This is a genomic window from Paramesorhizobium endophyticum (genome assembly GCF_014640615.1).
In the GTDB taxonomy this organism is placed as follows: Bacteria; Pseudomonadota; Alphaproteobacteria; order Rhizobiales; family Rhizobiaceae; genus Paramesorhizobium; species Paramesorhizobium endophyticum.
In genome coordinates, this window is record NZ_BMHH01000015.1 from 1 (window position 1) to 17,631 (window position 17,631).

The following is a 17,631-nucleotide window of genomic DNA, read 5'->3' on the forward strand; positions in this document are numbered from 1 at the left end:
CAAGATCAAAGGCAGACCGCCTTCGACTTTGCCTTGGGCTAAACCGGACAGTAGTGGGCTTGTCCCGAGGATCTGCCATAAGAAAAAGATAAGCAATTACCGTCCTGACAGATTAAGCCACGGTAGATTCTCGGGACAAGCCCGAGAATGACGGCTGAGAGGGGGCGCTGTTTCAAGCTGGTTCCGACAAACTCTAGGCCGCCTCGAAATAACAAGCGAACTGCGCCATCAGATAGGGCCGGTCGAATGGCTTCAGCATATAGCCGGAAGCCCCGGCGCGCTTGGCGCGCATGATCTTCGTCACATCCACCTCATTGAGGCAGAGCACGATCCGTGCCTCCCTCCCCCCGGGCAGGCCTCTTATCGCGCCGATGATATCTGGCGTCGGCAGGTCCGGCAGGTCACTGTCGAGCAGGATGACATCGGGCATTTCCGCCATGCATTGCTCGATAGCCTGCGAACCGCTCGCCGCTTCAGCGATTGCAAACGCGCTATCGGAGAGTATCCGCCTGGCAACTTTTCTTATGACCGGTGAATCGTCCACGATCAGGCAGCGCGCCATTGTTTTCGTCCCCTCTGTTTGTTGCGAGGGAACCTAGCCAATGCCCGTGAAAAAAGCTGAAAGCGGGAAGGTAAAGTTTTAGCTACCTGTGTTGGCGCCCAAAGATGGGCAACCTTGCTTTCTACCCAATTTCTGTATATTCTGTATTTTCCAGAAAACAGGACAGATGCGAAGCCATGAGCGACAAGACTATTTCTTCAGTTGAGTTCGTCCGGCATTTCGGACGGTATCATGATGAGGCCATGCGGGAGCCGATTGTGCTTACCAAGCATGGCCGCGCTTCCGTGGTGGTTATGCCGGTCGATCTCTACGAGCGTATGAGAAGCGCGCAAGCCCCTCGCCGTGCCTTTGGTCCGGGCGAAATGCCCCAGGATCTGGCGGATATGTTCCAGGCGCAGCTAGAGCAGGACTCCGCCGACTACCAAGCATCCAAGAATGACTGAGCGGTTCGGCAAGGGGGACATTGTCCGCTATCCCTATCTTTGGCGCTGGCAAGATGAATTGGAGCGCGAGCACGGCGAGAAAGCCGCCCGGTTTGTCTCATCCTCACGTTGCGCGATGAAAAGGGCCTGACGCATATGCTGCTGTTGCCGATCTCATCGAAGCCGCTGCGTGATGGGCAGACCGCCCTTGAAATCCCGGCGCTCGAGTTGCGCAGGGCGAAGCTGACGGACTATGAGCACGGGTGGATCACCGTCAGCGAGTGCAATTACGATATCCTCGAACGGTCGTTCCACTTCGATGCCCGCCAAAAGCCGCAGGGCAAATTCAGCGGCATGTTCCTGGAGGAAGTGCGCAAAGCCTTTGCTCCCTTCCTCGCTGCGGGAACCGCCAAGATCGACAGGACACGATAGGATAGCCGTGGGACGCTGCAAAAATCAGAGCCCCACGAACGTTCATCAAGCCGCCGTAAACACAATCTCCTCCGCCGTCGCGTGGATGGAGATGGTCATCCCCGACTCCTGCGCCAGAAGCAGCGTGTAATAGGGCTGCACGGAATGGGCGTCGACGGGCTCCTCCGGTTCCTTGCCGCTATGCAGTTCCAGGAATTTCGGCGGCACGCGCAGCATCGGGCCCTTGGCCGTGATGACGAAGCGCAGGTCGGTTTCCGGATTTTCGATCGCCGCCGTCAGCGAGCCGCCGCGCGGAATCGCGCCATTGCCGATCAGGATCATGTTGAGCAGCAGCTTCACCTTGTTCTTCGGAAGCAGCACGCGGTTGCCTTCCCACGAGAATTCCGCCTTCTCGCCCTTCATATATTCGGTCGCGACATTCTGCGCGTCGCCCGTATCGATCTGCACCCCGGCGGACCCGGCGGCGCCAAAGGCGATGCGGGCGAATTGCAGGCGGGCCGAGGCGTTGCGCGCGCTCGCCTTGATCAGGTTCATCGCATCCTCGTCCGCGCCGCCTTCTTCCAGCAGCTCAAGGCCATTGTTGATGGCGCCTACCGGCGAAATAATGTCGTGGCAGATGCGGCTGCACAGAAGCGCGGCAAGATCGGCGGCGGAAAGCTGGAATGGCAGGGACATGCACATATCTCCGGACAGCATGGATTGCTCCGGGCCGAATCACCCGGGATGATCGTCTTTTGGATACACAGCGCTTGCAGCGACGGCAAGGAAAGCGGCCAACGCACCAAACCAGTCATCGAAACGCCAAGATCGAAACGTAAGGACTTTCGAAAGCATATCGTCGTTTGATAGCGATGATTCGGGCCGAAGCGGACGTCAGATCCGCGCATGCCCTCCAGGAGCATCAGACAGAGAAGCGAGCAGCCAGAAGGAACATTGAATGGCCTCTCTATCCCTGTCCCCGTCCCGCCTGCGCTTGGCAGGCATCTTCGTCGCATTGCTGATGGCGATGCTCGCGCTTGCGCCGCAGGCCCGCGCGAATGACACCTTCACAATGCAGGAGATCGTCGATTCCGGCCATCGCTTCTTCGGCTCGACCTCGGGCGGCCTTGCCTCGGCCATCGAGAAGATATTCCAGAGCTATGGCCTGCCCAATGGCTATATCCTCGGCGAAGAGGGCTCAGGCGCGCTCATCGGCGGCCTCACCTATGGCGAGGGCATGCTCTACACCAAGAATGCCGGCGACCATAAGACCTTCTGGCAAGGCCCCTCCATCGGCTGGGACTTCGGCGGGCAGGGCTCGCGCGTGATGATGCTCGTCTATAATCTCGACGATGTGCAGAACATGTATGGCCGCTATGCCGGCGTTTCCGGCTCGGCCTATGTCATCGCCGGCGTCGGCTTCAACGTGCTGAAACGCGGCAATATGCTGCTCGTCCCGGTCCGCACGGGCGTCGGTGCGCGCCTCGGCGTCAATATCGGCTACCTCAAGCTGACACCGACCCCGACCTGGAACCCGTTTTAAAACCTCGGACTCATTGGCATTGGATGGGCGGCAACGCTGGATTACCGCTCCCAGCTGTGTCATTCTGTCCGCAATTCCTGAAAACCGGCAGCATCCTGGACCCCGGAAGTGATCGAGTCTGTTCTTTTCTTCATTCTCGGCTTCCTGAGCGCCGCGTTTCTCGTGGCGCTCGTCGCTCCATCCATATGGCGGCGGGCGGAGGTGCTGACGAGGCGGCGCATCGAGTCCGAGGTGCCGCTGACGCTCAATGAGATCGCGGCCGACAAGGACGCGCTCCGGGCCGAACACGCCATGACGGTGCGCAAGCTCGAAATGCGGCTCAGGGAGCTCCAGGAAAAATATAACGAGCAGAAGCTCGCCTTCGGCGTCAATTATGAGAAGCTGCGGCAGCTTTCCCAAGTGGAGCGCGAGGTGCGCGAGTTGCGCAGCCGCCAGAACGAATGGGAAGAGACCGCAAGTGCGCTGGCGACGGCGGAACAGAGCCTCGGACAGGTGAAAGGCGAATTGCAGGCCCTGCAATCGGCTCACCACGAGCTCTCAAATCTCTCCGACACGCTGCGCATCGAGTTGGCCGTGCGCGAGACCGAACTGGACAAGCTGATGGGAGAACTGGACGACATGCGCCACGACCGTCGCAACAAGGAGGCAGCGCAGCGCGAATTGTCCGCCGAGGCGAAAGCGGCCAAGGCGGAGCTCAACAGCGAGCGCAAGCGCAACGCCGCGCTGGAAAAGCGCCTGGCGCGCCTGCTCTCCGACCTCACGGACGCCAAGGAAAAGCTGGAGCGGCGCGAAGGCGAACTGGCGGCGCTGAAAAAAGGCGGAGCCAAGCCCTCAGCAGCCGCAGTGAAAATGGAAGCCGACCTGCGCGAGCAAATCCGCGACCTGGCGGCGGAAGTGGTGGCCGTGACGGCAGAACGCGAAGGCCCTGCTTCCCCGGTCTATCAGGCTTTGGACGAAGCGAAGGATGGGGGTGGCAAGGACAGCCTTGCAAAGCGGATAAGGCAGAAGAAGGGGGACTAGACCGGTTCCCTTGTCGGAAACGGCGGGACAGCGCCCCCTCTGCCCTGCCGGGCATCTCCCCCGCAAGGGGGAGACTACGCTGTCATCTCCGCCTTCGCCAATCGCGGACGTTTCAAAATAAAATGCCTGTATCGATGAAGGTCAATCTCCCCCCTTGCGGGGGAGATGTCCGGCAGGACAGAGGGGGGCGCTGTCCCGCCAACGTTTCCCATTTCCACACTCGCCGAACAAAAAACTTCGTCACGGCACCAGGTAATGCCCGCTCCACTCGCTGCGAGGCACGACCGCGCCCACCTTATAATCAAACGAGATGATCGACAGATTGTCGTCGGTTGTATGACACGTATAGGACAAATGGTACCACTTGCCCTTGCTGCGGAAGGCGGCGCCGGGGGCTTTCATCGCGTGTTCGCTCTTGACCGTATCGGCAAAGGCATAGGCGACGAGTTCGTCCGGCGCCATGCCCTTTTTCTCCCGCGAAATACTGCCCATGGCCTTGCCGTTGCACCGCTGCTCCATCCGGGTCTGCGGGTCGAGCTTGGCTATCTGCCTCTGGATGGCGGCGTTGTTGTCGGCGGCGAGGGAGGGGCCGGCGAGCCCCGCAGCGGCAAGAACAAGAACAGCCGGTCTGAGCATCGATAGCCTCCCTATTTTCCGAATCTATTTCTTTCCGTGGAACTCCCGGATAGCGTCGATGATACGACCCTGGTCAGCCTCGCTCAAGTACGGATGCATCGGCAGGCTCAGAATACGGTCCGGCAGCGCCTCGGACACCGGCAAGCCGCCCGGAGCCACAGGGTAATGCTTGTAGGCCGTCTGGAGATGCAAGGGCTTCACATAATAGACGACCGAGGGAATGCCCGCCGCCGTCAGATGCGCCTTGAGGCCGTCGCGGTCGTCGCTCTCGATCGAATATTGCGCCCAGGCCGAGCGATAGCCCGAAGGCGTATGCGGCACCTTCACCACATCCTTCAAGCCCTCCGCGTAGCGCTTCGCCACCGCCTGCCGGGCTTCCATCTCGTCTTCGAGAATGGCGAGCTTTTCGATCAGGATCGCCGCCTGGATCGTGTCGAGGCGGGAGTTGAGGCCGATGCGCACATTGTCGTATTGCGTCTCGCCCTTGCCGTGAAACAGCACCGAGCGCAGCGTCTCCGCCAGTTCGGCGTCATTAGTGAACATCGCGCCGCCATCGCCATAGCAGCCGAGCGGCTTGGCGGGGTAAAAGCTCGTCGCCGCGACATGTCCGAACGCGCCGCACATCGCATTGTCGCGCTTGCCGCCGATGGACTGCGCCGCGTCCTCGATGACGAACAGCCCCTCACGCTCCGCCACCGCCATAGTGGCGTTATATTCAGCGGCAAGACCGAAAAGGTCGACGGGGATGATCGCCTTGGGCTGCAAACGCCCTTCCCGGCGGATCTCAGCGATGGCCGCCTCGAGCTGCGCCACATTCATGTTGTAGCTGTCGGGGTCGACATCGACAAAGACCGGCTCCGCGCCCACGAGCGCCACCACCTCGGCGGTCGCCGCGAAGGTGAAGCTCGGGCAGAACACCGCATCGCCCCGCCCGATGCCGCGCGCCATCAGCGGCATCAGCAGCGCGTCGGTCCCGTTGGCGCAGGCAATCACATGCTCGACGCCGACATAATCCGCCAGCTTCTTTTCAAATTCGCCCACTTCCGGGCCGAGAATATAGCGCCCATCGGCCACCACTTTGGCGATGGCCTGGTTCAGCCGCTCTCCGATGCGCTCGCGCTGCGCCGCCAGATCGATGAATTGCATGTCTGCTCCATGACGACTAGCATGATCCCGAACCGAAGGTCAGCTTTGGCAAACGCGGCAGGCTTTCGGGAATAGGATCATGCGGCTAAAGAATTGATCCGCCGCCACCCGCGCGCGAATCCTGTGGGATTTGTCTAACGTCTCGCTCAGGCGGTTGCCACCAGCCAATATTCAAAGATTGCTTGGGCTTTTAACAACGCTTGAGAGCATTGTCATCGCCCGCCGATCACATCCCTGTGTTGATATGGCTCAACCTCGCCCCGCTTGCCGTGATGCACAGTGCCGGCGGTCAAGATCCGCAGCACGCTGATCGCCTCCTCGCCATCGGTGCGAGGCTTGGCGCGAGTCTCGATGCAATCGATGAAATGCTGGCACTCGCGCGTGAGCGGCATCCCCTCCCCGACCGGAATATAGGTCGGCTCCTCGGCGGTGAAGGCCCACTGCCCGTTATCCTGCCAGACGGCATGGCGATAGACGGCAAGCTTGCGCTCCCATGGCTCGACATCGTCGAACACGGCCATCGCCTTGGTGCCCACCACCGTCAACCGGCGTTCGCGATAGGGATTGAGCCGCGAGGCGAAGAGATGGCCGCGCAGATCCCCCGGAAATTTCATATGCACATGCGCGAAGTCGCTGAGATGGTCGAGCACCGCCGCCCCCTCGCCCCGCACCTCGATGGGCTCGCAGCCGGTCAGCGCCAGGATCATCGAGAGATCGTGCGGCGCAAGATCCCACAGCGCGTCGTTCTCGGTGTGGAACTTGCCAAGCCCGATACGGTGCGAATGGATATAGCGCACCTCGCCCAGCTCGCCCGACTGCACCAGCTGAAGAAGCTTCTCGAAGGCGGGATGGAAGCGCAGCACATGGCCGACCATGAAGACGCGGCCATTATCGCGCGCGGCCTTGACCGCCGCCTCGGCGTCGGCGACCGTGAGCGCGATTGGCTTCTCGACGAGCACGTCCTTCCCATTGGTCACGGCGCGGATGGCGTTTTCGGCGTGAAACTGCGGCGGCAGCGCCAGCACGATGGCATCCACATCCTTATGGGTGAACAGCTCCTCGACCGGAATATGGAGAACGCCATGCTCAGCGGCAAAGCCGGAAGCCCGGTCACTGTTCTGGTCGGATACGGCATGGAGCGCGCCGAGGGATTTCAAGGTACGGATATGGTTGCTGCCCCAATAGCCGCAACCCAATACTGCAATGCGGGGTGCCATTAATTTCAACGCCTTCGATTTTGCTCCTCCCCTTATCGGTGCAAAAGACGGAAAACAAGTCTATTAGACGTTCAAGAACGCTTGACAGCCCCTCACTCCCCACCTTATACCCGCGCCGTTCCTGACAAGAACGGACGCATCGCTGGCAAGCTTCCATACGGGAAGCAAGCATGATGCGGGCTCCGGGGCGGAGTAGCTCAGTAGGTTAGAGCAGAGGAATCATAATCCTTGTGTCGGGGGTTCGAATCCCTCCTCCGCTACCATATAAACCTTTGGATTTTTTTGAATTATTTAAGATGAGTTGCTCCCAATTGCGATTTCAAAAATAGCAATTGGCAACCAATAAGCATGTAGTTTGCCTTTAAGGATTGAATCAGTCATTAGTCAGCCAAAGCACGTTTTGGGGTTGCAGAAGTCTGGTAGCAGCATAGTGACCTACCATAGACTAGGAGGGGCGAATGGCTATTCCGTCGATCGGAAACTATAAAAAGCAAAAAGTAGCAGTTGCGAATCTTCAGCTCGATTTGGAGAATTTCCGGACCGGAACGGTTTCCGATCAAACCGAAGCATTAGCAGCTCTAATCAACAGAAATGCCAATAAAATTAAGGGCATAATAACAAGCATAGCTCAAAATGGTTTCTTAGATTTGGAAACACCATGTGTATTCCCAGACCCTGCAAAGCCAGGAAAATTCATCGTCGCGGAAGGTAATCGGCGTATTTCCTCGCTTAAAATGCTGCGCACACCTACCTTAGCTAAAAATACGCCCCTGATGGGGGAAATAAAGAAAATTAAAGAACAATATAAGACGAAGATACCTACAAGAATTGAGTGCGCCGTTTTTGGAAATAAAAAGGATTGCCTAGCTTATATTCTTATGCGTCACGGTTACGGTAACGACGGCGCGAGCGTAATTCAATGGAATTCGATAAGCAAACTGCGGGCACTTGCGTATGTGACTGGTACCGCCCCCCAAGAATTGCGCGTTCTGGATTTCGTTGCCGCCTCTGATTCTTTGCCGCAAAAGATGCGTGAAGTCATTGATGACGATGAAATCAACATCACCAACCTAGCCAGACTCACTGACGATGCAAACGTTAGAAGGTTACTGCAGATCATCGGACGGGATTGTATAAATAGCACCAACGGGAAAGCGTGGATACTCAAAATCTGGCAACGCGTGGTGGAAATAATCATCGACGGCGAATATAAGGGAGAAAAATTCACCGTAGATAAAAATATAAACACTACACAGCAACGTCAAGACTTCATAAAAGAAATAATCGCGGAATTTTCCCTTCCAAATTCCAGTGAAGGGCAGGCTACGCCCTATGACGGTAGCGCGGCAGCGAACAATTTGCCAAGCGCGGAAGCAGACGATGTAGGCAGCACAAATGACGGCACAGAAGCCAGCAATAGCAGTAACACCAGTGCTGCTAGCTCAGGGGGAAGCAGTAAAACTTCTAAAGTTCAGCCAACCAACAAACGAAACAGTCTTATTCCAAAAACTTTTAACGCACCCGGCCTTTCACCTCAAAAGGTCGTAAATATATGCGATGAGTTAAAAAAACTTGACATAAAGGCCTTTCGTCATTGCGTTGGAGCTATGTTTCGGGTGTTTGTTGAATTTGGCGTCGAAACCTACATAATAAATAATCCTATAATCAAACCGAAAAATGACAAACTTGTATCAAAAATCCAGGCTGTCATTGATCATATGCAGGCTAATAACATTCTCACGAACAAACAGCTCAAACCTGTACGTGATATAATTAGCAAAGCGAGTCATCCAATTAGCACAGAAACGTTGAATGCCTATGTACATAATGCACACGTAAGCCCCGACTCAGAGACATTAAAAACTGAGTGGGACAATATTCAGCACTTCATGGAATTACTTTGGAAAAAATAGCAGGAGATTCATGCTATGCTCAACAGATTTTCACCACTCCGCTACCCCGGTGGAAAAGGGAAGCTCGCTGAATATGTACAGGCGATTTTCAATCAAAATAATTTAAATGATGGACATTACGTCGAACCATACGCAGGCGGTGCAGGGGTAGCGTTGGCACTTCTCTTCACGGGCAATGCATCCCGGGTGCATATCAACGACCTAAATACCGCTGTATATGCTTTTTGGCATTCTGTACTCAACAACACTGATGAGTTTTGCAGAAAAGTATGGGACACAGAAATAAGCGTTGAGGAGTGGAATAAACAGAAACTTATCTTAAGAAATCCCAACGATAATTCCTCGATAGACGTCGGATATGCCATGTTTTTTCTAAACCGCACCAATAGGTCCGGTGTCATTAACGCCGGAATAATTGGCGGAAAGAATCAGACTGGGAAGTGGAAGATTGATGCGCGATATAATAAGAAGGAATTGGTTGAGCGCATTGAACGTATTACGTCATTTAACACGAAAATTAGCTTATATAATTTAGATGCCTGTGCTTTGATAGAGAGGATACAGGATATCATCCCTAAAAAATCTTTGATATATTTTGATCCGCCGTATTACATGAAAGGGGATCGACTTTACGAAAATCACTATAAAGCAGATGACCACGCAGCGTTGGGTAAATTCATCCAAGAAAAAGTGCAACGGCCATGGATTGTATCCTACGATAATGTAGCCCAGATTCGGGAAATATATCGCGAACGGCGACAAAAAATATATGAAATTGGATATAGTGTTCGAAAAGTTTATAATGGGTCAGAGGTAATTGTTTTTAGTGATGATATATCCGTTCCGGTTATTGAGAACCCGTTGAAAATTTCTGCTTGAGTATGTGATGACCGTTACGCCGACTCCCGCAGCATGATCTCCGCATTGAGCAGGATGCGCTCGCCCGGCGGCAGAGGGGCGGTTGCGGGGGAGGTTTCGCCCAGTTTGTGCAGGAGCAGCGCCATGGCCAGCCGGCCGATCTCGTTGTAATTCTGCGCCACGGTGGTGATTGGCGGGCAGGCGTAGCGCGAGAGCGGATGGTCGTCATGCCCGGCGATACGCAGGTCGCAATCGGCCTCGCGTCCGACCTTCAGCCCAGCATGATAAGCGGCGGAAATCGCGCCGAACGCCACGCGGTCATTGGCGCAGAGCACCGTTTTCGTCGGAAGTTTCGACCCGTTTTTCAGAAGCTTCAGCATTTCGTCATAGCCGAACTTCTCGAAATCCCATGTATCCGCCTTGTCCGTCGGCAGCACCACCGGCTCCATCTTCAGCTGCTGCATCGCCTCGATATAGGCCAGCTCGCGCGTTGTGGCGTTGGTGTTGACCGGCGGCATGCCGAGATAGCAGGGCGGCTCGCCGGAGCGGCAGAGATAATCGACGATGAGATGAAAGCTCTGGCGATTGTTGGTGCCGACGAAGGGCGACGTCTCGTTGAGCGGCGAGTCGACATAGATGAGCGGGATCGATGCGCCGAGCGAGAGAAGCTTCTCGTGATGCGACTGCGCGCCCAGCGGCGCGATGATGGCGCCCGCGACATTCATCGACTTGAACGTCTCGATCGCCCGCTCCTCGATCAGCGGATTGCCGTCCGAGGAGAGCACGAAGGCGAGAAATCCAGCCTCATTGGCGATGAGCTCCACCCGCCGCGTCAGCGCCATGTAGAACGGGTCGGTGGAATTGGGGACGATGACGCCCAGAATGTTGGTGCGGCGGCGGTTGAGGTTGACCGCGAAGATATTCGGGCGGAACCCCGAATCCTTGATCGCCGCCTCGATCAGCTCGCGCGTCTTGCGGCGCACCGAACTGGGGTCGTTGAAGTATTTCGAGACGGTCGGGCGCGACAGCCCGACATACTCGGAAAAATCCTCCATCGTCCTGATCGGTTTGTGGGTCACACTCCGAATCCCTTGCCCCTGAGTCGGTCTAGAGCGGATGGTAAATAGCGAATGGCTCGCTAGTGCTAGTCCTATCGCTTAACCGCAAGCCTCGAAATAATCCTCCAGCACCTTGTCCACCGCCGCGAGCGCAAGCCCTGCCGCGGTGGGGATCGCCCTGCCCTGCCGTACCGCCGGATACAGGCCCGCGAGGTCCTGGCTGATAAGCGTCTCAGGGATCGTCAAACCGTCCAGCAGCGTGAACAATTCGTCCACTGCGGCCGTCACCTGCGGCTGCGGCCAGTAATAGCGGATGCGGTCGCTGTAACTGAAATGGCGTTGCAGGTGCTGCTCGTCGGGCGACCCGTGGTAATATTTCTCCCAGTTCTTCGGTTCCACCGTCAGGACCCGCTCCATGGTCGCTTGCAGCGTTTCCTTTCGCTTGCCGGGAAAGAGGAATTCGGCAATCCGGTCGAGCCCGTAAAACGCCTCGCGCAGCGAGAAGGTAAGCCCCGGCCCGACTTTGAGAATGGCGAACCCGTCATTGACAAGGCTGCGCAAAGCCTCGCGCGTCTGGTAATCGGTGGAATGCGCCTCGAAGACGAGGCCGGGAAGCCGCTCGAGCGCGGCGCTCAAAGCCTTCGCCTTCGCCGGCTCATAGGCGATGATATTGTGATTGCCGAACTCCACGCCCGGCTGCACCACCACGCCGACGACACGCGAGAAGGCATCCGCCGCCCCGGCCGCAGCGAATGCCTCGCGATGGACAGTCACCGTCTCCAGAGCCGCTTCCGGCCTGGTGACTTCCAGAACGTCCAGCTCTTCCATCGCGCCGCCGGGGATCGGAACCTCCGTGCCAACGATATAGACGGGCTTTACCGTACCGACGGGTACGGCTGCCTCCGCCACCGCCGCAAGGCTTGCCGCGCGCTCCGCCGTAACCGCATCGGGAAGCGCAACGGGTTCACCCGCGCAGCCCATGCTGGTGTCGAGATGCAGCTTGGTGAATCCTGCTTCCGCATAGGCGCGGATCATCACCCGCGCCTTCGCCATCGCCTCGCCGGGCGGCAGATGCTTCCACGGATTGGGGCCGAGATGGTCGCCGCCGAGGATCAGCTTTTCCATCGGAAAGCCGGTGCGCGCCGCAATCTCTTCCACGAAGCGGCGGAAATCCAGCGGCGTCATGCCGGTATAGCCGCCATCCTGATTGACCTGATTGCAGGTCGCCTCGACGAGCAGATGCGCGCCGCGCTTGAGCGCATGGCGCATCGCCGCCTCGATCACCATGGGATGGGCCGAGCAGATCGATGGAATGCCGCGAATCCCGCTCTGCCGCGAGCGCCAACTGGCGATATCGGAAAGATGGTTCGTGCTCATGCCGTCAATTCCTTCATTTGCGATGTGATCAAGACATCGAGTTCAGCGCGGGTCGACGCGCCTTCCATGGGGCCGGCCCTGGTCACTGCCCGCGCGCCCGATGCATTGGCATAGGTCAGCGCCTCGCGCGGCTCCGCCCCCGCCAGCCAGAAGGTGACGAAGGTCGCGCCGAAGCAATCGCCCGCGCCGGTCGGGTCCACTTCCTCGACGATGAAGCCCGGCACGGTGAGCCGTGTCGCGGCGTCAAAATAGGTTGCGCCCTCGGCGCCGCGCTTGACCACGATGGCGCGGATGCCCGTGGCGAGCAGTTCGGCCGCCGCCTCGTCCTCCGTCTGCGCTTCGGCGAAGAGAAAAAGCTCCGGCCCGCTCGGCAGGAAAAGATCGGTCTTGGAAAGTACAGCCTTCAGCGCCTCGCGCATGCCTGGGCTGTCGAGGATTTCGGGACGGATGTTCGGATCGAACGAAACGGTTCCGCCGCGCGCCTTGATGCGCTCCACCGCCGTCAAAATGCTCTTGATGAGGCTGCGCGAATAAAGCGCGCTTCCCATCACATGCAGATGCGTGCAGCCGTCTATGAGGTCCAGCGTCTGCGGCGTCAGCTTGATCCTGCCGCAGGCGCTGTGGCGGATATTGAAGACGAAGGCGCGGCTGCCGTCCTCGCGATAGCGCACGAAGGCGCTGCCCGTCGTCCCCTGCGGCACCACTTCGATGCCTGAGATATCGACGTCATCCGCCTTCAGCCGGTCGAGATTGACATGGCCGAAATCATCGTCGCCGACGCGCGAGATGATGGCGCAATCCTGCCCGAGCTTGCCCACCTGGTCGATGAAGATGGCCGGCGCGCCTGACGGGAACGGGCCGATCAGCGGCACTGCCTCGCGAAAGCCATTGCCGCGCTTGGTCGCGACGATCTCCACCAGAACCTCGCCGATGGTGAGAATTTTTGACATGTGTATTGCCTGCTTTGATTATTGCTTTGCCCGCTTCGCGCGCACATCGAGATAGACGGCGACGAGGATCACGAGGCCCTTGACGATCAGCTGGTAGAAATAGGGCACGGAGAGCATGTTCATGCCGTTGTTCATGACGCCGATGATGAGCGCGCCAATCAGCGTGCCGACCATGGTGCCGACGCCGCCGGCAAGGCTGGTGCCGCCCAGCACCGCCGCAGCGATGGCGTCGAGCTCATAGCTCACCCCGGCATTGGTCTGCGCCGAGAAGAGACGTGCGGAAAGCAGGATGCCGCTGACCGCCGCCATGACGCCCGAGATCATGAAGATGATGATCTTCAGCCGGTCCACCTTGATGCCGGAATAGAGCGCCGCCTCGCGGTTGCCGCCGGTGAGATAGGCCCGCCGCCCGAAGGTGGTCTTGCTCAGCAGGATGTGGTTGACGATGAACAGCGCCGCGACGATCCAGATGATTATCGGTATGCCGAGGAAACTGTTCGTGCCGATGGCCGTCCAGCTCGAATCGGTAATCATTTCCGGCGCGCCATTGGTCGGCAGGCTGACGAGCCCGCGATAAATGCCCATCGTCGCAACCGTCACGATGAAGGACGGCAGCATCAGCTTGGCCGTCAGCGTACCGTTGATGAAGCCGAGAATCGCCCCGGTAAGGAGCGTCAGCGCGATGGCCGGCACGAAGCCGAGCCCAAAGACGAAGCACTGCGCCCCCACCATGCCCGCCACCGCGATGATCGAGCCGATGGAAAGGTCTATCTCGCCCAGCAGGATCACCCATGTCATGCCGAAGGCGGCGATGGCGATGACCGACACCTGCTGCAGCACGTTGAGGAAATTCGCCACCGACATGAAGCGGGGATTGACCACTGAGAAGATGACGATGAGCACGATGAGCGACAGCAGAATGCCGCCATATTGCTTCGCCGCCCTCATCATCGTGGCGTTGGAAATGTTGCTCATGATGCGGAACCCGTTGCAAAAGTCATGATCTTTTCCGGCGTGCGGTCGCTGCCCGAAAGGGTGGTACTGAGCCGCCCCTCATGCATGACGGCGATGCGGTCGCTCATGCCGATCACCTCCGGCAATTCGGAGGAGATGAGCAGGATCGCCGTGCCTTCCGCGGCCAGTTGGCGAATGATCTTGTAGATTTCGAATTTCGCGCCGACATCGACGCCGCGCGTCGGCTCGTCGAGAACAAGGATTTTCGGGCGCGTCAGCAGCCATTTCGCCAGCACGATCTTCTGCTGGTTGCCGCCCGAAAGCGCCCCGGCGGGTGTTTCCAGCGAGGCGGTCTTGATCGCAAGCCGCTTGACCTCGCCATTGGCCGCCTCGCGCTCTTTGCTCCGGCGAAGAAAGCCGAAGAGATTGGAGAAAGCCTTCAACCCCACCATGGAGATATTGGAGGAGACGCTGTGGCTCAGCACCAGCCCCTCCTCCTTGCGGTTTTCGGTAACAAAGGCGATGCCCCGTCCAATCGCCTGCGCGGGAGAGGCAATCGAGACGGTGCTGCCGTCGATGGCGACGGTGCCCGACGAGGCCCGCTTGATGCCGAACAGCGTGTTCATCACCTCCGAGCGTCCAGAGCCGACAAGGCCGAAAAAGCCGAGGATCTCCCCTGCCCGCACCTCGAACGAAACCTTGTCGAACTCGCCTTCCCGCGAAAGACCATTTACCTCCAGAACCGGCGTACCCGTCGGCACGGCCACGTCGCGTGCTGGATAAATCTCGTTCATGTCGCGCCCGACCATCAGCGCGATTAGCTCCTCGATGGTCGCGTCCTGCTTTTCGCGGGTGGCGATATAGCTTCCGTCACGCATAACGGTGATGTCGTCGCTGAGCCGCATGATCTCCTCCATGCGATGCGAGATGTAGATGACCGCGACGCCCTTGCGCTTCAGCCTCTCGACGATGCCGAAAAGGATTTCCGCCTCGCTGTCGCTCAGGGAGGAGGTCGGCTCGTCGAGGATCACCACCTTCGCCTCGATACTGAGCCCCTTGGCGATTTCCACCAATTGCCGCTGGGCGATGGAGAGATTGCCGACCTTTTCGGTCACATCGACGGGCAGGCCAAGCTCATCGACAAGCGCGGCAGCCTGGGCCACAAGCGCCCGGTCGTTGATGAAACCCGCCGTCGCCGGTTCGCGTGTCGCCAGGATGTTTTCGGCAACCGTCAGATTGTTGCAGAGGCTCAGTTCCTGAAAGACGATGGTCAGCCCCGCTCGCGCCGCCGCCTGCGGGTCGGCGGGCGCATAGGGCGTGCCGTCGAGCACGATGCTGCCCGCGGTTGGCTGATAGACCCCGGCCAGGATCTTCATCAGCGTCGATTTGCCCGCGCCGTTCTCGCCGAGGATCGTATGAACCCGCCCGCGCCGGACCTGCAACTGCATGGATTTCAGCGCCGTCACCTGCCCGAAGGTTTTGGTGACGTCGCGAATATCCAGGATGATATCGTTACCGGAAGAAGCCATGGATTTATCCTTTGGGCCGGTGACCCTTCACCCTCGCCCTTCGAGGCTCGCTTCGCGAGCACCTCAGGATGAGGGTGAAGGGCCGCGTACCTCCACCAGGGTGAAGGAACGGCGCTTCAGCAGCCCTCGTCCAGAGGTGCTTTGTGAAGGGCAGCGGCGCTCCAGTAGTCCTCATCCTGAGGTGCGTAGTGAAGCGCAGCGTAACGAAGCCTCGAAGGACGAGGGCGCTTGGTGAGCTTTTCTCCGACAGAGAAAAGCGCGAGCCGCCGCACGGCCCTGACCGAATTACTTCTTCTTCGTATAAACGCCCGGCTCGATCGGCTGCTCGGCGGGGACCTTCTCCCCGGCGATCACCTTCACGGCCGTATCGACGGCGAGCTTGCCCATCTTGTCGGGGAACTGCTGGATGACGCCGACCATGTCGGGATCGGTATTCACAGCGTTTATCGCCTCGGGCATGCCGTCGAAGCCGATCACCTTCACCTTGCCGGTGAGGCCAGCCGACTTGACCGCCACGGCGGCGGCAAGCGCCGCGTCGTCACCAAAGCCGAAGATGCCGTTGATATCAGGGTTGGCCTGCAACATGTTCTGCGCCGCCGCCAAGGCTTCGGCACGGGTGATGCCGGTCTGCTCGGCAACGACCTTGATGTTCGGATGCTTGGCGAGCGCGTCCTTGAAACCCTTGACACGGTTCACCACCGACTGCACGGTCGGATAATCGATGATCGCCACATTGCCCTTGTCGCCAAGTTCCTTGGCCATCAATTCGCCCGCCTTGACGCCGCCGGCATAATTGTCCGTGCCGATATGCGAGGTCACTTCGACGCCATCGACAGGCACGTCGACCGTGATGACCTTGATGCCCGCCGCTTCCGCGCGCTTGATCGCGGCGACCGCGCCCTTGCTATCGACAGGCGAGATGATCAGCACGTCGATGCCCTTGACGATGAAATCTTCCACGTCGGCGAGCTGCTTGTTCAGGTCCTGATTGGCGATGGAGATTTCGAGCGGCACATTTTTGGCCTTCGCCTCTTCGGTGATGGCCTTCGCCAGCTCGTTATAGAACGGATGCTGCTGCGTCAGCAGCGAGGCGCCTATGCCATCCGCATGGGCGGCAACCGTCATGAGAGAGATCGCCGCGGAAGCGAGCAGCGGCTTCAGGAAACGAGAAAGGGTCACGAAATCCTCCCGGGATTTATCGGAGCCGAATTATGAAACTCATCCGTGCTGACGGGCTCCCTATGCCAGCCGACAAGGGGAAGCCAACCACAAAACTTTCCGCGCGTCAAATTTAATTTCTGTGTACGTAAACTATTCGTGAGAACCAAACGGATTTCGTATCGTCACGCGCCCGTCGACGACGAGGTTATTCTGCATGTCTTCCGACCAGAGTGTTTCGCCGCCATTTTGCAATGTGGCTGCGACCATGAGCGCATCGAAGATGGAGAAGCCATACCGTTCGGCCAATTCTATGGCATAAAAGTGGGTCTCCACTTTTAGGGGGACGACCGTTCGGCAAAGGGTGTGAATATCATTGAGTGCCACGCCCATCTCCTGCCAGCTCATATTGAGCTTGCGGCGCGCGACATTGGCGAATTCATTTAAGACCTGAACGCTGATGGCGCAGCCGGTTGCTAGAAGCGATTGCGCGGCCTCGCTGCGAGGGTCATCGCTGAAGGCATAGACGACGACATTGGTGTCCAAAAACTCGCGAGAGCGGCTCATCGGCTGTTCGCTTCGTCGCGGTCGAACTTCCAGCCGGCGGGAAGCTTCTTGCGAAACGAACGGATGCGCTCCAGCGCGTTTTCACGGCTCGTATCTCGCGCCACGCCGAAGGAGCCGTCTTCCTGAACATGAATATTGATCTCGTCGCCCTCCTTCAGATTCAGCGCCTCGACCACTGCCGAAGGTAATCTGACCGCCAAGCTGTTTCCCCATTTTGCAATCTGCATGCCAGCCTCCATGATCTACATCTATTATGTATATCATAAAGGAAGCATCCGTTTCAAGCGTCACCTCTTATGCCCTTATTTTC

19 protein-coding genes and 1 tRNA gene are annotated in these 17,631 nt (G+C 58.3%); 7 read left to right on the plus strand and 13 right to left on the minus strand.

Translation table 11 applies throughout. The features are described from left to right. Nucleotides 1-193: 193 nt before the first annotated feature. Nucleotides 194-562 carry a response regulator gene (locus tag IEX53_RS16475; RefSeq protein WP_188825281.1) on the minus strand — a complete coding sequence of 123 codons (369 nt, stop codon included), beginning with the start codon at nt 560-562 and terminating at the stop codon, nt 194-196. 176 nt (nt 563-738) lie between these two features. Between IEX53_RS16475 and IEX53_RS16480 the strand changes: the two genes are divergently transcribed. Both IEX53_RS16480 and IEX53_RS16485 read left to right on the plus strand, forming a co-directional pair. Next, nucleotides 739-1,005, plus strand: coding sequence for a type II toxin-antitoxin system prevent-host-death family antitoxin (locus tag IEX53_RS16480; protein WP_188825282.1), 267 nt, complete (start codon nt 739-741; stop codon nt 1,003-1,005). A gap of 108 nt (nt 1,006-1,113) precedes the next feature. Continuing rightward, nucleotides 1,114-1,416 (plus strand): hypothetical protein, encoded by a 303-nt coding sequence (locus IEX53_RS16485; RefSeq protein ID WP_236016237.1) that lies wholly within the window; start codon nt 1,114-1,116, stop codon nt 1,414-1,416. 45 nt (nt 1,417-1,461) lie between these two features. Here IEX53_RS16485 and chpT read toward each other — a convergent pair whose 3' ends face one another. Beyond that, the gene (gene chpT, locus IEX53_RS16490) at nt 1,462-2,091 is read right to left on the minus strand and encodes a histidine phosphotransferase ChpT (RefSeq protein WP_188825283.1); all 630 of its coding nucleotides are present in this window, start codon (nt 2,089-2,091) and stop codon (nt 1,462-1,464) included. A 262-nt stretch (nt 2,092-2,353) separates the two neighbouring features. Here chpT and IEX53_RS16495 point away from each other — a divergent pair, with 262 nt between their 5' ends. Continuing rightward, on the plus strand, nt 2,354-2,938 hold the full coding sequence (locus tag IEX53_RS16495) for a DUF1134 domain-containing protein (RefSeq protein ID WP_188825284.1): 585 nt from the start codon (nt 2,354-2,356) through the stop codon (nt 2,936-2,938). 108 nt (nt 2,939-3,046) lie between these two features. Then, nucleotides 3,047-3,958, plus strand: a complete 912-nt coding sequence (locus IEX53_RS16500; protein ID WP_188825285.1) for a coiled-coil domain-containing protein — start codon at nt 3,047-3,049, stop codon at nt 3,956-3,958. A 240-nt stretch (nt 3,959-4,198) separates the two neighbouring features. Here the strand turns inward: IEX53_RS16500 and IEX53_RS16505 are convergent, their stop codons facing one another. The 3 genes from IEX53_RS16505 to IEX53_RS16515 form a co-directional block, all read right to left on the minus strand. Next, nucleotides 4,199-4,594 carry a DUF930 domain-containing protein gene (locus IEX53_RS16505; protein WP_188825286.1) on the minus strand — a complete coding sequence of 132 codons (396 nt, stop codon included), beginning with the start codon at nt 4,592-4,594 and terminating at the stop codon, nt 4,199-4,201. Between the two features lie 24 nt (nt 4,595-4,618). Continuing rightward, complete coding sequence (locus IEX53_RS16510) at nt 4,619-5,740, minus strand: DegT/DnrJ/EryC1/StrS family aminotransferase (RefSeq protein WP_188825287.1); 1,122 nt, start codon at nt 5,738-5,740, stop codon at nt 4,619-4,621. A 212-nt stretch (nt 5,741-5,952) separates the two neighbouring features. Then, nucleotides 5,953-6,957, minus strand: coding sequence for a Gfo/Idh/MocA family protein (locus tag IEX53_RS16515; protein WP_188825288.1), 1,005 nt, complete (start codon nt 6,955-6,957; stop codon nt 5,953-5,955). Between the two features lie 186 nt (nt 6,958-7,143). On the opposite strand from IEX53_RS16515, the gene IEX53_RS16520 reads away from it, so the two are divergent. The 3 genes from IEX53_RS16520 (at nt 7,144) to IEX53_RS16530 (ending at nt 9,749) form a co-directional block, all read left to right on the plus strand. After that, nucleotides 7,144-7,220, plus strand: a tRNA-Met gene (locus tag IEX53_RS16520). A gap of 195 nt (nt 7,221-7,415) precedes the next feature. Next, nucleotides 7,416-8,870: a hypothetical protein gene (locus tag IEX53_RS16525; RefSeq protein WP_188825289.1), complete on the plus strand. Its 1,455-nt coding sequence runs from the start codon at nt 7,416-7,418 to the stop codon at nt 8,868-8,870. Between the two features lie 15 nt (nt 8,871-8,885). Further along, entirely contained in the window at nt 8,886-9,749 is an 864-nt protein-coding gene (locus IEX53_RS16530; RefSeq protein ID WP_188825290.1) for a DNA adenine methylase, read from the plus strand. Between the two features lie 14 nt (nt 9,750-9,763). Here the strand turns inward: IEX53_RS16530 and IEX53_RS16535 are convergent, their stop codons facing one another. The 8 genes from IEX53_RS16535 to IEX53_RS16570 form a co-directional block, all read right to left on the minus strand. Beyond that, on the minus strand, nt 9,764-10,783 hold the full coding sequence (locus tag IEX53_RS16535) for a LacI family DNA-binding transcriptional regulator (RefSeq protein ID WP_188825380.1): 1,020 nt from the start codon (nt 10,781-10,783) through the stop codon (nt 9,764-9,766). 102 nt (nt 10,784-10,885) lie between these two features. Beyond that, a complete protein-coding gene (locus tag IEX53_RS16540) occupies nt 10,886-12,163 on the minus strand; it encodes a D-tagatose-bisphosphate aldolase, class II, non-catalytic subunit (RefSeq protein ID WP_188825291.1) in 1,278 nt (425 codons plus the stop codon). Beyond that, on the minus strand, nt 12,160-13,113 hold the full coding sequence (locus IEX53_RS16545) for a tagatose kinase (RefSeq protein WP_188825292.1): 954 nt from the start codon (nt 13,111-13,113) through the stop codon (nt 12,160-12,162). The genes IEX53_RS16540 and IEX53_RS16545 overlap by 4 nt, the downstream gene beginning before the upstream one ends. An 18-nt stretch (nt 13,114-13,131) precedes the next feature. After that, nucleotides 13,132-14,088, minus strand: coding sequence for an ABC transporter permease (locus tag IEX53_RS16550; protein WP_188825293.1), 957 nt, complete (start codon nt 14,086-14,088; stop codon nt 13,132-13,134). Next, nucleotides 14,085-15,596: a sugar ABC transporter ATP-binding protein gene (locus tag IEX53_RS16555; RefSeq protein WP_188825294.1), complete on the minus strand. Its 1,512-nt coding sequence runs from the start codon at nt 15,594-15,596 to the stop codon at nt 14,085-14,087. The genes IEX53_RS16550 and IEX53_RS16555 overlap by 4 nt, the downstream gene beginning before the upstream one ends. Nucleotides 15,597-15,881: 285 nt before the next feature. Further along, entirely contained in the window at nt 15,882-16,721 is an 840-nt protein-coding gene (locus IEX53_RS16560) for a substrate-binding domain-containing protein (protein ID WP_373288682.1), read from the minus strand. A gap of 186 nt (nt 16,722-16,907) precedes the next feature. Further along, nucleotides 16,908-17,321 carry a PIN domain-containing protein gene (locus tag IEX53_RS16565; RefSeq protein ID WP_188825296.1) on the minus strand — a complete coding sequence of 138 codons (414 nt, stop codon included), beginning with the start codon at nt 17,319-17,321 and terminating at the stop codon, nt 16,908-16,910. Further along, nucleotides 17,318-17,548, minus strand: a complete 231-nt coding sequence (locus tag IEX53_RS16570; RefSeq protein WP_188825297.1) for an AbrB/MazE/SpoVT family DNA-binding domain-containing protein — start codon at nt 17,546-17,548, stop codon at nt 17,318-17,320. The genes IEX53_RS16565 and IEX53_RS16570 overlap by 4 nt, the downstream gene beginning before the upstream one ends. Between the last annotated feature and the right edge of the window lie 83 nt (nt 17,549-17,631).

Bases quoted from the DNA above. Each gene is read 5' to 3' on its own strand.
- IEX53_RS16475 (WP_188825281.1), bottom strand. From the start codon at position 562: ATGGCGCGCTGCCTGATCGTGGACGATTCACCGGTCATAAGAAAAGTT.
- IEX53_RS16480 (WP_188825282.1), top strand. From the start codon at position 739: ATGAGCGACAAGACTATTTCTTCAGTTGAGTTCGTCCGGCATTTCGGA.
- chpT (WP_188825283.1), bottom strand. From the start codon at position 2,091: ATGTCCCTGCCATTCCAGCTTTCCGCCGCCGATCTTGCCGCGCTTCTG.
- IEX53_RS16495 (WP_188825284.1), top strand. From the start codon at position 2,354: ATGGCCTCTCTATCCCTGTCCCCGTCCCGCCTGCGCTTGGCAGGCATC.
- IEX53_RS16505 (WP_188825286.1), bottom strand. From the start codon at position 4,594: ATGCTCAGACCGGCTGTTCTTGTTCTTGCCGCTGCGGGGCTCGCCGGC.
- IEX53_RS16510 (WP_188825287.1), bottom strand. From the start codon at position 5,740: ATGCAATTCATCGATCTGGCGGCGCAGCGCGAGCGCATCGGAGAGCGG.
- IEX53_RS16515 (WP_188825288.1), bottom strand. From the start codon at position 6,957: ATGGCACCCCGCATTGCAGTATTGGGTTGCGGCTATTGGGGCAGCAAC.
- IEX53_RS16525 (WP_188825289.1), top strand. From the start codon at position 7,416: ATGGCTATTCCGTCGATCGGAAACTATAAAAAGCAAAAAGTAGCAGTT.
- IEX53_RS16530 (WP_188825290.1), top strand. From the start codon at position 8,886: ATGCTCAACAGATTTTCACCACTCCGCTACCCCGGTGGAAAAGGGAAG.
- IEX53_RS16535 (WP_188825380.1), bottom strand. From the start codon at position 10,783: ATGGAGGATTTTTCCGAGTATGTCGGGCTGTCGCGCCCGACCGTCTCG.
- IEX53_RS16540 (WP_188825291.1), bottom strand. From the start codon at position 12,163: ATGAGCACGAACCATCTTTCCGATATCGCCAGTTGGCGCTCGCGGCAG.
- IEX53_RS16545 (WP_188825292.1), bottom strand. From the start codon at position 13,113: ATGTCAAAAATTCTCACCATCGGCGAGGTTCTGGTGGAGATCGTCGCG.
- IEX53_RS16550 (WP_188825293.1), bottom strand. From the start codon at position 14,088: ATGAGCAACATTTCCAACGCCACGATGATGAGGGCGGCGAAGCAATAT.
- IEX53_RS16555 (WP_188825294.1), bottom strand. From the start codon at position 15,596: ATGGCTTCTTCCGGTAACGATATCATCCTGGATATTCGCGACGTCACC.
- IEX53_RS16560 (WP_373288682.1), bottom strand. From the start codon at position 16,721: ATGACGGTTGCCGCCCATGCGGATGGCATAGGCGCCTCGCTGCTGACG.
- IEX53_RS16565 (WP_188825296.1), bottom strand. From the start codon at position 17,321: ATGAGCCGCTCTCGCGAGTTTTTGGACACCAATGTCGTCGTCTATGCC.
- IEX53_RS16570 (WP_188825297.1), bottom strand. From the start codon at position 17,548: ATGCAGATTGCAAAATGGGGAAACAGCTTGGCGGTCAGATTACCTTCG.